Source organism: Myxococcales bacterium, from assembly GCA_016716835.1.
Lineage (GTDB): Bacteria > Myxococcota_A > Polyangia > Haliangiales > Haliangiaceae > JADJUW01.
The window spans coordinates 1,627,464-1,641,031 of the sequence record JADJUW010000001.1; the positions used below are offsets into that span (position 1 = coordinate 1,627,464).

The window sequence follows — 13,568 nt, forward strand, 5'->3', positions numbered from 1 at the left end:
CATGGCAAAAGCAAAGGCAAAGGCAAAACCACCCGCGAAGAACGCGAAGGCCGGCAAAGCCGCGAGCAAACCCGCGGGCAAGCCCAGCAAGGTGGCCGCCAAGGTCGACAAAACCCCTGCCAAGAGTGCCAAGCCGGGCGCGCCAAAAGCCGGCCTCCCCGCCAAAGCGCCTGCGCCCGCAGTGAAAGCCAAGGCACCCGCGAAGGTCGCCATGGCGCCCGCTATCAAACCAGCCAAAGGGCAAAAGGCGCTAGCCCCGATCGGCAAGGGCAAAAAAGCCGCGACCAAGCCCGCCCGCGATGAAAACGATTTCGAATTCGACGGCGCACCCGAGCCCGATTTTGACGCGGATCTCGACGAAGACGTTGGCAAGCCGAAAAAGCGAAATGCCGCGCGCGAAGCCGAAGAGGCGGCGATGGCCGCCGAGCAAAAAGGCGGCAAGGTCAAGGCGGGTCCAACCGACGCCAGCCAAAACAAGCTGATCGAACTCGGCAAGACCAAGGGCTTTGTCACCTATGACGAAGTCAACGACCACATGCCCGACGATCTCGTCGGCCAAGATCAAATCGAAAACTGGCTCTCGGCCCTGGGCGACCAAGGCATCGAGGTGGTCGAAGCCGCTGGCGGCCGCCGCGCCGATGTCGATGCCGCCAAGCCGCTCGACCTCGACAAAGAGCGCGAAGAAGGCGAAGCCGAAACCGAAGAAGACGAAAACGCGGCCGCGCGTACCAGCGACCCCGTGCGCATGTACCTGCGCAAGATGGGCTCGGTCTCGCTGCTCACCCGCGAAGGCGAAGTCGAAATCGCCAAGCGCATTGAAGATGGCGAGCGCCGCATGCTGCAAGCGGTGCTCAATTCCTCGCTCGCGGTGGAAGAGCTCATCGAAATTGGCGAGCGCCTGCGCCGCGGCAAGATTCGCGTCAAAGACGTCATCAAAGACATCGACGAAGACGAGGCCGAGTTCAACGAGCAGTTCTACGTCGAGCGCGTGTGCAAGGTCATCGACAAGGTCAAGCGCCTGCAAAAAGAGTGCGAGAAAGTTTACGAGCGCCTCGAAGAAAAAGGCCTTACCGAAGGCAAAAAGAAAAAGTGCAAGGAAGAGCTCGACGGCCTGCACGCCGAGATGTTCGACGCGCTGTCGGACCTGCGCCTCTCCAAGCCGACGGTTGATGCCATCGTGCTGCAGCTCGAGAACCTCAAGATCAAGGTCGACAAGGCCATGGTCGAGGTTGAAGAGTGCGAGCGCCGCGTTGGCATGGATGCCGCCGAAATCCGCAAGTCCCTGCGCGAGATGAAGGCCAGCCCAGAGAAGGCGCGCGCGATTGGCAAGAAGACCCTGCTGACCGTCGCCGACTTCGAGGAGATGGAAGAGACCATCAAGAGCGCGCAGCGCAAGATTTCGCAGATCGAGGAAGAGGCGCGCACCAACGCCACCGATTTGCGCGTCACGTACCGCGACCTATCCGAAGGCAAGTACATGGCCGAGAAGGCCAAGAGCGAGCTGGTCGAGGCCAACCTTCGCCTCGTGGTGTCCATTGCCAAGAAATACACCAACCGCGGCCTGCAGTTCTTGGACCTCATCCAAGAGGGCAACATCGGCCTGATGAAGGCCGTCGACAAGTTCGAATACAAGCGCGGCTATAAATTCTCGACGTATGCCACGTGGTGGATTCGCCAGGCGATTACGCGGGCGATTGCCGACCAGGCGCGCACCATCCGGATCCCGGTGCACATGATCGAGACGATCAACAAGCTGGTGCGCACCACGCGCTACTTGTTGCAAGAGCTCGGCCGCGAGCCGACGCCGGAAGAGATTGCCGAGCGCATGGAGTTGCCGCTCGACAAGGTGCGCAAGGTGCTCAAGATTGCCAAGGAGCCCATCTCGCTCGAAACGCCAATTGGCGAAGAGGAAGACTCGCATCTCGGCGACTTCATCGAGGACAAGAGCATCATCTCGCCCAGCGAGGCTGTGATCTCGGTGAACCTCGCCGAACAAACCCGCAAGGTGCTCGCGACGTTGACGCCGCGCGAAGAGAAAGTGCTGCGGATGCGCTTTGGCATCGGCGAGAAGAGCGACCATACGCTCGAAGAAGTCGGGCAGGACTTTGAAGTCACCCGCGAACGCATCCGCCAAATCGAAGCCAAAGCACTCCGCAAGCTTCGACATCCGTCGCGTTCAAAGCGCCTCAAAGCCTTCGTCGAGGGTTGAACGGCTCTTTTGCGTTGATCGAGGCGTGCTTCCTCGCGAGCCTCGTTACAGCCAGACGGCTGCGCCTCGGCATCGCTGCGGGAGCGCGGCCTCGCTGAACGCAAAATCGCTCGTTCAACTACGGTCGCGCCTCAGGCTGGCTGCAGGCGTGCGCCAAACTGGACGCAAAATCCCGCGTTAGCTACGCGTGACTATTCAATGCAAACAATTAAGGATGAGCGCTACGGGTCTTGCGATAGGCTTTCGCGGTGACGAGAGGTCTCAAGGCATTGGCGATTTTGTGTTGCTTGTCGTGGGTTGGCGTAGCAAGTGCTGAGCCGCAATCCCAACCTCTTTCACAGCCGTTTCTTTTCCACGTGTTTGATGCTGATGGCCACCCAGTAATGGGTGCAAAGGTGACGGTAAATGGTCAAGTGGCCTCGTACGTAACGTATGGCACCGAGCGCATGTACAAAGTGATGGGGCCAACAACGGGCACCGTAGACGTTGCGGTAGCAGCAAAAGGTTTTCTTGGGATCCGTCGCAAGAACATGCCCGCGACACAGTATTTCCATCAGCTATATCTCCGACGAAAAAATGACCCATGGTTCACGGACCCCAACGGTATGCCGGTGGCCTATTCGACACGCCCGCGCGACGTACTCGTGCTGTTACAGGACTATGATAAAGCGACAAATCGGCGCTTCACGCCCGCGACCGCAGCCGCGACGTTATTGGCGTTGCCGGCGTTGGCCACGTGGCAACTCGTCGAGGTGGATTGGGATTCTGTGCCCAGCAAGCCATATGCAAAGCTGAGCCTTAGCCGTCCGGTCGGCACCAAATTGTTGCTGCGTGCGCCGCACGCGCTACCAAAGAGTGGCCTCGCGGCGCTAGCGGCCCTCAGAGGCCATGCGTGGGTTCAGTCCGCGGGACCGATCGTCGTCCATGGCGACAATTATCGCGATGCGTATGCCGTTGGGACAAAAATCCATGTCTCTCCCAACACAGAGGTGATGAAGGACTATGGCCAGGGTGAATTGCTCGCAGCGCGGTTCGGCGGACGGTATAATCCGCCTTCCGAAATTGCATTCGATGCTTCAGCGGGTGCCGTTGTCGTGGAAGCCGCAAATTCGCTGGCATCGTCGGGGCTGTTTCGGTCCTGCGAGGTCGAATTCGCGACACCCACAGAGACGGATAACTAGCACGCTATTAATTAGGTGTTTGGGGCGCCGGGGGCGCCGGAGGGTGGCTGCGGTTGGGCCGGGGCTGGCGGGGCTGGGTACGGATAGTACGTCGGTGGCTGCGGCTGAGCGGGCGCAGGAGCCGCAGGCGCAGGATAGTAGGTCGGTGCTTGCGGCTGGGGCGGATACGGCGACGCTGGCTGCGCTGGCGCCACTGGCGCGACTGGCGCTGCGGGTTCGACCGGCGGTGGTAGGGGCGCTGCCGCTGGGTCGTTCGGAGCGGGCGGTGGCGCGACGGGAGCTGGGGCGGCTTGCTGCTGGCCGCGCCAGCCGGTCCAGGTGCCGCTGCGGTCGCGGTTGCTGGTTGCCCAGGAGCCGGAGAACGAGGTGCCGGCGCTGTCAAACGCGATAAAGCCGGTGCCGGTCAACGGCGGCTGCAAAGGCTCGGTCCAGCTAAATTCGAGCACCGTGCCGCGCAGCGTGCCCGCGAAATAGCCGGTGACGTATTCGCCGCCGCGATTGTACGTCCAGGTGCCGGTGACGGCCTCGGGCATCGCCACGCGCGTGTCGCGATCGATGCGCACCGCGCCAAAACTCGATTCCCAAAAGCCGTAGGCGTATTCAGGGGGCATCGCTTGGGGTGCCGGGGGCGTCGCCATGGCTGGTCCGCCAGCACCACCGCGACCGCCGACCGCATTGGGGTCGTTTTTGCGCGCGCTGGCGGATCCTAAGACGAAAGCCGAGATAATCGCTAAAATACCGATTCTGGAAATGTTTCTGCTTAGCATGGCCAGAACCGTACCATCGCCCTTCGCGATTTCAGCTGGCAAAAGACGGAAACCAAACGGCGCTATGACGGGCGTCACCATCGCGCCTGCGCAGGATTCTTACGTGGGCCCACCAGGACTTGAACCTGGGACCGACCGGTTATGAGCCGGCTGCTCTAACCACTGAGCTATAGGCCCGTTGGGCAAATCTACCTGTGGCTCGCCGTGGTTGCAACCGCCCCACCCTGTTTTGCCTGAACGTCAATTTCCGCGGCAAGGGGCAAAATCGCCCACAGCTGCGAGGGTTTGGTGTATGCATGGCCCAGCGTGAAGGACCAACTAAAACTGCTACTCCAGCTCCAAACCATCGATGCCGGCATTCGCGATTACGAAGCCACCATCGCCGCCCTGCCTGCCAACATCGAACCGACCAAGCGCGACATCGCCCGCCTCGAGGCCGGCCTCGCCGCCGAAACCGCGCGGCTCGCCGAACACGACAAGTGGAAGGCCGAGCAATCCGCGCTCATCGCCCGCGAAAACGAGGCACTCGGGCAGGCGCGCGCCAAGCTCAACGCCTCGCGCAACACCAAAGAGTACGCGGCGGCCACGCGCGAAATCGATTTCAAGCGCAAGTCGATTTCTGATCGCGACGCCGAGCTGCGCAAGATGGCGGAGGCCTCGATGGCCTCGGCCGCGCTGACCGCGCAACGCACCAAAGACATCGAAGCCCTCAAGGCGCAAATCGCCGACGAAGAAGCCGAGATCAACGCCAAGATCGCCAAGCTCCGCGAGGAAATGACCGAAAGCCTGGCCGCGCGCGACGCGCTGCGCTCACAAGTGCCGGCCGACTTGCTCAAGACATATTCAGACATCGCCTCGCGCAAGGGCACGGCGATGGCAGCGATCGAGAAGGCGACGTGCCGTGGCTGTCACATGGGGATTCCCCCGCAACTCGCGAACATTGTCGCCCGCATGGAAAGCATCGAATCTTGCCCGCGCTGCCGCCGCATGATCTATCGCAAAGAAATGCTCGAGCAGCCGTCGGCAACGTAGTGCTGCTACCTTAAAAAAGTGTGTCTCAGTTGAGATCGCCGTAAGCCGAGTTCTGTGCCGGTTGCCCGGTGGTAACCATTCATCTAGGCCCTTCGTTGCCGAGGGCTCGAGCGACCAACCCGGAGTCATTGCGCGGACCACGCGGCCCCTGTCTGGTCTTGCTTCGAGTGGGGTTTGCCATGCCCCCATTGTCGCCAATGAGGCGGTGCGCTCTTACCGCACCGTTTCACCCTTACCAGTTGCTAGGCGGTTTGTTTTCTGTGGCACTTTCCTGCGGGTCGCCCCGACTGGCCGTTAGCCAGCACCCTGTCCTATGAAGCTCGGACTTTCCTCCCGCGCCGCGCGTGTTGCCACGCGCCACGCCAGCGATTACCTGTCAATCTCAACTGAGACACGCCCTTCTCTACCCCAGAGCAGGACGGGAGGGAAGCTTAGGCTAGCGAATCATTCTCACGGCCCCGGCGCGCCGCGCACGCGTCGGTTATTGCTGGCAAATCGGCACGCCAGCACAGTCGGGGTCGGCGCAATCGATCATGCTGTCGAAGTCGTTGTCGATGAAATCGTCGCATAGCTCGACGGCGCAAAACGGGCTGCCGGTGCAAAATGGGTCATCGCAATCGATGGCGGTGTTGTTGTCGTCGTCGATGCCATTGCTGCAGTTCTCTTGCGGTGGAGCCTGGCAGATCGCGTCTGCCGCGCAATCGGTATCGTCACAGTCGGTGTCGCCGTCTTCATCATCGTCAATGGCGTTGGTGCAATTCGCCTCCCCGGCAGCCTGACAAGCCTCGTCTTGGCTGCAATCGGAATCGTTGCAGTCTGCTTGCCCGTCGCCATCTTCATCGCCCACCACCGTGCAGTCCTCGGCGGCGCATATGGCAAGGTTTTGGCAACTGACGTCATTGCAGTCAATGGCACCATTCTTGTCATTATCAAGCCCGTCACTGCAGGCAGTCTCGGGGCCCGCATTCGGGCATCCAACCAGCATCGCGACGCCGAGCATTAGCCCGGCAAGGCCTCCCAGGCACGGAAGGAGTTTTGAACGCTTTGGTGTGGCTATTTTTTTCACAAATTCAATTGTCAGGTGGCCGCGCGCCGCTAGTCAAGCGAGCTGCGCGCGATTAGCGGGCTCTGGGGCCGCACGCGCGTCGGACATCTAGCGACAGGCGGACTCGCAAATCGCGGACCTTTAGGTGGCAACGTACGGCCCCGTGATTCAGGAGCCGCGCTCGTCGTTCTTCTGCTACTTGGCCTGCGCCCTAGTCGTGCGGCCCGTTGGGGTCGGGATGTAGTAACCGCGGGCATGCAACGTCGGGGCTGTGTTGGCCGCATCAACTGGAACAGCAAACGTTAAGGTGAGCACGTCGTGCTCGTACATACGGAAGGGCACGTGGTCCGCGATGCAATAGGCCGGAACGTCAGAGGCATCGTCGCTGGCGCGAGACGCGTGCCGACACGACGTCGGACGAATGATCGCGTCGTCGACCACAATGTAGACTTCGTCAAGCAGCGTCACCTCGCGTTTTTCCTCGCTAAGGCGAACGGTAACCGCACCATTGACGACGGCGCTGCGCCCGAGTGCCAGCGTTTGCAGCGCATAGGCTTGCTTGCCCCGCACGTTGCGCAAAATCTCGCCCATGCGAACTTGGCCGCCGTCCGCCGTCACGACGTCGACAAATGGGCAGGCGGCGAGCTCGTCGCAAACTTGGGTTGCCTTGGTATTAGCTCGTGTTGCTTCTTTGAATTGGCCGGTATGGTCTGGCTGGAAGATCACCTCCTGAAGCGCTACTGACTTTTTCTCCGGCATTTTCGCGCGATGGCAAGCGGCCCAGCCGTCCTCGACATAGCGAAGCGTTCCATCGCCGGCGAATTTGATGGCCCCGGGGCCATAGGAAGAGACCACGCCGCTAAACACGCGAACTAACGAGTCCCCTTGCGCGACGAAGAGCTGAAAATAGTTGGGCGGATCTTCTTCCTCGTCGACTGGAAGTCCCAGCAAAATTCCTTTGATTCCCTTTTGGGTGTCGAGCACGACAACCGTCAGACTGGCTTGCTTGCCCATCCAGTACTCACTAGCTTTGGAGGCCTCGGCCGTGCCGGCCAGGGCCCCCGCGGTTAGCGCACCATCGGCGCGGAGTTCGATTTTTTCGTCACCAGGTTTGCCGTCGAAGTCTGCGTTCACAGACAAGATGACCTTGCCCGTCGCCGGTGCGACCGCGGGATTGGTTGCGGCCGTGTCAGCCGTGGGCACTGGGGGAGTCGGACTCCCGGTTGGACTGGGCTCGGCTGGAATATTGATGTTTTCCGACGCCTGTGGCCGCTTATCCTTGCAGCCTGTGGACATGCCTATCGCACCGGCCAATGCCAAGGGTGCGATGAGCAAGCTCAGCATGGCTTGCCGGTTGGCCTGCGGCCACGAACACGCAAATTTTTTCATGGCGCCCCTATACACGAAAGCGATGGTTGCCCGCTACGACAGTTTTGCAACCGACTACCAATGCGGGGCAAACTCACCCGCTACGCTGGGCGCATTTCACCAACGCCTTGCGCCAGCGAAAGCCGTAATAGCGCGGCACGAGATCAGGCCCAACGCGATAGCGGTAGGTTCGCTGGCGGGCAGCCGTTGGATAGCCGGCGCGGTCGCAGGCCTGGTGCGGACTTTCCCCATGCAACATGGTTCGCTTGTCAACCATCGAAATACCACCATTGCCGTCGCTGCGTCCGCTCCAAACTTCCTTGAGCCCTGGCTCGACGCGAAATAGCTGGATCGTATACCCGTTGGGGAAGGGTCACTCCCGGGTCGAAATTCCATAGCCGTTTCAGATAGTTAACTAGGCTACTGCGTGATCACGTTCTAGCGAAAGTGACTACGCAGTACCGGATCTAACAACTGGTAATCACAAGCCAATCTGGCGCCTGGAGTGACCCTAGTGTTTCTCCCCCGCAATCCGCGGCGCGCCAGCGGATGGGCCAGCGCAGATCTCGCCACTGTCCAAGTTCGCGCGGCGATGGGACATTGCCGTTGATATCGAGGCCGGTGCCGAGTTGCAGCAAGCGGCCGCCACCGTCCGACTCCATGATGAATACGTTGTTGCCAAGCCAACCATAGCGGCCGCTCGGCGCCAGCGGCCCCACATCTAGTGTTGTCTCGGTGAGCGTATCGAACAGGGCCAGGGTCGCGACCGCATGGGCCTCGCAAATTTCGTGCGACCACTGCGCCAACAGCAGCCACCGTTTGTCGGGCGACCACGCCATGCCACGCGCATCGGCAAAGCGCTGCATGGGGAGGACGCGCGCGAGTTTCGGCAAGCGCAGCGCGCTCGCGGTGCCCCACTGGTCCCAATCGACTTCGACGTCGGCCACTGCCCCGCCGCCACGCTGCATCGTGGCGACGACATCGGGCGCGCCGCCGGCGATCACCCACAGCGGCGACGCGCCAGCAAGCGTCGCGCGCGTCGCTGCCGGAGGCGTCACCAGCTTTCGCTCTGACCATTGCGCCACGGCCAAGCGTTCGCGTGAACCTGTACGGCTTGCGATCCAAATCATCAGCGCCTCGTCGCCGTCGGGCTCGATCCGCGATGCGCCAAGTTCCACACGGTCGGCGTGGCCAAGCTCAATTTCATGGCGCTCGCCAGTCGCCAGCACGATGCGGCCAACGACGATCCCGGTGCGCGGGGCGCGGACATACACGACGACCGGTGCGGGGCCGTCGACGATCGCGGCGACAAGCAGCGCCGGCATTTCATCCGAAATTCGGACAAAGCGCGCCGTCGCGGCATCGTACCCGAGCAGGGTGTCGCCGCCGAAAGGGCCACGTATGATCACCAGCCCTAGCCGCCGCGACAACGATCGCCACAACGCGGGCGGTGCGTTGGCTGGCATGAGCGGCCCCGCGCTCGCCGCCAGCGGCGACGCCTCGCCCAACCCGGGAGAGGTCGCCGGTACCGACGCGGCGCCCGCGTCTTGCTTTGGAGGGATGGGTGGTGCCCCGTCACGGCAACCGGGTATCAAGGCGCACAGGAGCGCGGCAACCCCCAGGATCCGCGCGGCTGCCTTGATTGCTGGAAGCCCCACGACGGCATCCTGCCGCGCTTGTCCACACCAAGCAATATCTCTAACTAGCGAACATGATGGAACAATGCGCCGCGTTGTAAAACTCCAGAAAGACTGGTATAGGGCGAGCCTCCCACGTCCTCGGAACTCGCATGACCCAAACTTCGCCTGATTCGTCTTCAAGCCCCGCCTTCCGCAATATTGCCATCATCGCACACGTCGATCATGGCAAGACCACGTTGGTCGATGGCCTCCTCAAGCAGGCCGGCAACTTTCGCACCGGCGAAGTGGTGTCGGAGCGCGCCATGGACTCCAACGACCTTGAGCGCGAGCGCGGGATTACGATCTTGTCGAAGTGCACCTCGGTCACCTGGAAAGGCGTCCGCATCAATCTCGTCGACACCCCGGGCCACGCCGACTTCGGCGGTGAAGTTGAGCGCGTGCTCGGCATGGTCGACTGCGTGCTCTTGGTGGTCGATGCCTATGAAGGTCCAATGCCACAAACGCGGTTCGTGACGCAAAAGGCGTTTGAGATGGGCCTGGCGCCTATTCTCGTCGTCAACAAGATCGATCGCACGGGCGTCGAGCCCGAGGCGACGGTCGATGGCGTGTTCGACCTCTTCGTTGCGCTGGGCGCGTCAGAAAAACAACTCGACTTCCCGGTGATCTACGCCTCGGGCCGCCAAGGCTGGGCGATCAACAAGCTCGGCGACGAGCAAAAAGACCTCGGGCCCCTGCTCGACCTCATTATCGACAAGGTGCCGCCGCCGACCGCCGACGGCCACAGCGATCTCTGCATGCAAGTCGCCACCCTCGACTACGACGATTTCCTGGGCTTTATGGCCATCGGCCGCGTGCGCTCGGGCAAGACCAAGGTTGGCGATCGCGTGTTGCTGGCGCACCGCGATGGCAAAAAAGAAGAATTCCGCGTGCAAAAGGTGCTGGGCTTTCAAGGCCTCAAGCGCTTTGAGCTCGCCGAGGCCGTGGCAGGTGACATCGTCGCCATCACCGGCATGAGCGAGCTCAATGTTGGCGAGACCATTACGTCGATCCAGAACCCGCGCATTCTGCCGTTGCTCACCGTCGACGCGCCGACCATCACCATGACCTTTCGGGTCAATGACGGCCCGTTTGCCGGCAAAGAAGGCAAGTACGTCACCTCGCGCAACATCCGCGATCGCCTGATGCGCGAGATCAAGAGCAACGTCGCCTTGCGCGTCGAAGAGGCCGAAGACTCGGGCTCGGCCTTTCGCGTTTCGGGTCGTGGCGAGCTGCATCTCTCGGTGCTCATTGAAACCATGCGCCGCGAAGGCTATGAGCTGTGTGTTTCGCAGCCACGCGTCATTACGCAGACCGCCGCGGACGGCTCGCTGCTTGAGCCGTATGAGCTCGCAACCATCGATCTTGAAGAGACCTATCAAGGCGCCGTCATCGAAGAGCTCGGCCGCCGCTTGGGCATCATGCAAGACATGCGGCCATCGAGCACGGGCCGCACCCGGCTTGAATACAAGATTCCAGCGCGCGGCCTCATTGGCTATCGCTCGCAGTTCATGACCGACACCCGCGGCACCGGCGTGCTCTACACGCAGTTTCTCGAGTACGGCCCGTGGGGAGGCCCGATCCGCACCCGCGCCAACGGCGTGCTGATCTCGCAAGACCCTGGCGAGTCCAATGCCTACGCGCTGTTTAGCTTGCAAGAGCGCGGCGTCATGTTTGTCGGCCCAGGCGTGCCGAATTACGGTGGCATGATCGTCGGCATCCATGCCCGCGACAACGACTTGGTGGTTAATCCCAACAAGGCCAAGAAGCTCAACAACATCCGCACCACGGCCGCCGATGAAAAGCTCATCTTGGTGCCACCAAAGCCGATGTCGCTCGAATACGCGCTCGAGTTCATCAACGACGACGAGCTGGTGGAAGTGACGCCCAAGTCGCTGCGCCTGCGCAAGGCCATCCTCGACCACAACGAGCGCAAGCGCTTCGAGAAGAAGCCTGCCGCGGTGCTAGAAGACTGAGAATTTAAAAGGGCCCAGGAATGGCCACGTGTATTTGTTCCATCATTGAGACAAGCGACACAAGCCGCGCACCCGAGGTTCTGACTCGGTACGGCATTGTCGTGCACAACGTTGCCAAGCGCATGCTCATTGTTCATGAGCCAAGACTGGGACATCTCGGCATGCCGACGTACGCGCGTGCGCTTTCGCGTGACCTGGCTTGCGACGTGCTGTCATTTGCAATCCAAACGACGGCCTCGTGTGAAATCATTGAGCACTGGAGCAATGGTGAGCTGCTACGGCGCATGGAAGCCGCCGATGGCCCTTTTGGCGCCATCGAAGGCACGCAACAAACCTGGGAGCCTGGCTATTTTTTCTACCCGGGTGCCGAAGATGATTTCGACGACGAGGCCGACCTCGAACGGTTTCGCGAAGCCGTTGCCGCGGATGCTCCATCACAGGTGTTGGACATCATTTACGCGGGTAGCATGAATCGACTGACGGCGCTGCTTCAACTTAAGGGCCTTGCGCTAGACCAGCCGCATGGCACCCTTACGCCCCCCAAATCGAAGGCCAAGTTGTGGCTATGGGTGTTCATTCTGGTACTCGCAGGTGCATTTATTGCTGGCCTACTAGGGGGTAGGTAGACATGCAATCGCTGGTCACGGAGCTCACAGGTTGACAATCCGTGCGCCGATTTGCGATGTTCCTCCGCACATGAAAAAAGATAAAAAGTTAAGTTTGCGTCGGCTGGCCATCTCGGAGTTGCACGCAATCCAAGGCGCCGCCGGAAGCTATTACGCCTGCGCAGTTGAATCAACGGCGTCGCCCTGTGGCCCAACCCGGTGGAATTGCGAGCCCCAAGGCTCGCTAGGTGAACCTGGCGCCAAAGCGACTACCTAGAACGGCGGCTTGCTGAAAGTGCCGTGGAAATACGGCCCCGGGTTGAGCGGAAACCAATGTTTCCGCAGGCCCAAGCAGATCTAAGCACGCGTGCACTCGTTTCGTCTGTCTACTTTGCAAATCTGCAAACCCGGGTCGGGAAGCCGGGTCGGGAAACCGATAAAATCTCTTGGCAATACCAGCCTGCATTGATATGGCCGGCCCATGGCCACCTGCGCAATCCACTCAATGCAGCCGGCGTTTGGTCCCTGTCAAACCTGTCACAAGCAGTTTTGTCAGCCGTGCCTTTCATTTGGCATAGCGCGCACCTGCGGGGCTTGCTATGTCGCGTCCAAGCGGGGGCGCCAACGCCTGTTGCTCACCATTGGCGTGGTCGGCGTGGCCGGCATCATCGCGCTGGGCATATATGGCAAGCTGCGCAGCGACGCCCTCGAAGCCAGCCAAAAGGCCAAGGCGGCCGCAGAAGCCCGCATGGCGGCGGAGCCTGGGGACCTGCGCATCGCCAAGCGCAACCTCGCGGCCAATCCATGCGACTACCAGGAGGCGCTCGCCGTCGTCGACCAGTACCAAGCCATTGGCCGTCACGAGGAGGCCATCGCGGTGGTGGAGCAATGGAAACCGAGTTGCGGCGCACCAGGTGTGCTCACGTGGCGTAAAATGGGCTCGCAAAAGCGCTGCAGCAATTTGACGCAGCCATCGCCACCGGCAGCGCGCTTATCGCCAGCAATCCCGCGGACTCTGACTTTTGGTGGTGGCGCGCCGAAGTGTTGCATCAAGCCAATTTGGCGGCGGCGGTCGCGGATTTCCGTCAAGCCATCGCAAACATGGGCGATAGGGGCCGCGCTAACCTTTCTGTGGGCATGCTGGTGGAGGTTGCCGAGAAATCCGCCCATGCGTGCGATGCGCTCTTTGCCATGAACTACTTCCTCAAGGTCCAGCATGGCCAGCTTGACCAAAATTCTTACCGCGCCTATCAAGCGATACTTTTTGGCAAGACGTGCAGCGAGTACGCTGTTGGCACCAGCGCGACCATTGGTCCGGTCGCAAACAAGCCAGGAAAATTTGGCCGCGTCGTAATAGGCACCCACAAGCTCATGGCGCAAATCGATGAAAAAGCCGGCACCTCCGCCATAACGATAGATAAGGCGCTCGAGCTGGGCCTTGCCCTCACGGAAACCCAATTGGAAGGCCTGGCGCTTGGCGAGCTAGTGCGCGGCCCGCTGGCTACCGTGCCCGAGTTGCGGCTTGGCGACCTGGTCCTAAAAAACGTTGACGTCATCGTGATCGACACGCTGGCCAATCAGGCGGAGCTCGTGCTCGGCTTCAATGCGCTGTGGCGGCTGCAGCCAGCGGCCAGAGGCGACAAGGTTGTGCTTACGCCGTGGAAGCTCTAGCGTTTGGCTTGTCGGCCACGCCCCAATTTCTTCAACAC

At 61.2% G+C, this 13,568-nt stretch carries 11 protein-coding genes, 1 tRNA gene and 1 other RNA gene; 6 read left to right on the plus strand and 7 right to left on the minus strand.

Translation table 11 applies throughout. The annotated features are described in order from the left end of the window. Position 1: 1 nt before the first annotated feature. Both rpoD and IPL79_07165 read left to right on the plus strand, forming a co-directional pair. Positions 2 to 2,209, plus strand: a complete 2,208-nt coding sequence (rpoD, locus tag IPL79_07160) for an RNA polymerase sigma factor RpoD (GenBank protein ID MBK9070763.1) — start codon at positions 2 to 4, stop codon at positions 2,207 to 2,209. A 248-nt stretch (positions 2,210 to 2,457) separates the two neighbouring features. After that, positions 2,458 to 3,390, plus strand: a complete 933-nt coding sequence (locus tag IPL79_07165; protein MBK9070764.1) for a hypothetical protein — start codon at positions 2,458 to 2,460, stop codon at positions 3,388 to 3,390. A gap of 11 nt (positions 3,391 to 3,401) precedes the next feature. Here the strand turns inward: IPL79_07165 and IPL79_07170 are convergent, their stop codons facing one another. Then, the gene (locus IPL79_07170; GenBank protein ID MBK9070765.1) at positions 3,402 to 4,157 is read right to left on the minus strand and encodes a hypothetical protein; all 756 of its coding nucleotides are present in this window, start codon (positions 4,155 to 4,157) and stop codon (positions 3,402 to 3,404) included. Between the two features lie 104 nt (positions 4,158 to 4,261). Beyond that, positions 4,262 to 4,334, minus strand: a tRNA-Ile gene (locus tag IPL79_07175). Between the two features lie 129 nt (positions 4,335 to 4,463). Here IPL79_07175 and IPL79_07180 point away from each other — a divergent pair. After that, positions 4,464 to 5,189 carry a hypothetical protein gene (locus IPL79_07180; protein ID MBK9070766.1) on the plus strand — a complete coding sequence of 242 codons (726 nt, stop codon included), beginning with the start codon at positions 4,464 to 4,466 and terminating at the stop codon, positions 5,187 to 5,189. A 26-nt stretch (positions 5,190 to 5,215) separates the two neighbouring features. On the opposite strand, the gene rnpB is transcribed toward IPL79_07180, so the two are convergent. From rnpB to IPL79_07200, 4 genes are all read right to left on the minus strand, one after another. Further along, an RNA gene (gene rnpB, locus IPL79_07185) (RNase P RNA component class A) lies at positions 5,216 to 5,574 on the minus strand. A 96-nt stretch (positions 5,575 to 5,670) separates the two neighbouring features. Further along, complete coding sequence (locus IPL79_07190) at positions 5,671 to 6,255, minus strand: hypothetical protein (protein ID MBK9070767.1); 585 nt, start codon at positions 6,253 to 6,255, stop codon at positions 5,671 to 5,673. A gap of 174 nt (positions 6,256 to 6,429) precedes the next feature. Continuing rightward, complete coding sequence (locus IPL79_07195; GenBank protein ID MBK9070768.1) at positions 6,430 to 7,623, minus strand: hypothetical protein; 1,194 nt, start codon at positions 7,621 to 7,623, stop codon at positions 6,430 to 6,432. Between the two features lie 446 nt (positions 7,624 to 8,069). After that, positions 8,070 to 9,260, minus strand: a complete 1,191-nt coding sequence (locus IPL79_07200) for a hypothetical protein (GenBank protein ID MBK9070769.1) — start codon at positions 9,258 to 9,260, stop codon at positions 8,070 to 8,072. A 131-nt stretch (positions 9,261 to 9,391) separates the two neighbouring features. Here IPL79_07200 and typA point away from each other — a divergent pair, with 131 nt between their 5' ends. Further along, a complete protein-coding gene (gene typA / locus IPL79_07205; GenBank protein ID MBK9070770.1) occupies positions 9,392 to 11,254 on the plus strand; it encodes a translational GTPase TypA in 1,863 nt (620 codons plus the stop codon). Positions 11,255 to 11,355: 101 nt separating this feature from the next. Continuing rightward, the gene (locus IPL79_07210; GenBank protein MBK9070771.1) at positions 11,356 to 11,880 is read left to right on the plus strand and encodes a hypothetical protein; all 525 of its coding nucleotides are present in this window, start codon (positions 11,356 to 11,358) and stop codon (positions 11,878 to 11,880) included. 544 nt (positions 11,881 to 12,424) lie between these two features. Here the strand turns inward: IPL79_07210 and IPL79_07215 are convergent. Next, positions 12,425 to 12,721, minus strand: a complete 297-nt coding sequence (locus tag IPL79_07215; GenBank protein MBK9070772.1) for a hypothetical protein — start codon at positions 12,719 to 12,721, stop codon at positions 12,425 to 12,427. Positions 12,722 to 12,996: 275 nt separating this feature from the next. Here IPL79_07215 and IPL79_07220 point away from each other — a divergent pair, with 275 nt between their 5' ends. Further along, the gene (locus IPL79_07220; GenBank protein ID MBK9070773.1) at positions 12,997 to 13,530 is read left to right on the plus strand and encodes an aspartyl protease family protein; all 534 of its coding nucleotides are present in this window, start codon (positions 12,997 to 12,999) and stop codon (positions 13,528 to 13,530) included. Positions 13,531 to 13,568: the final 38 nt, after the last annotated feature.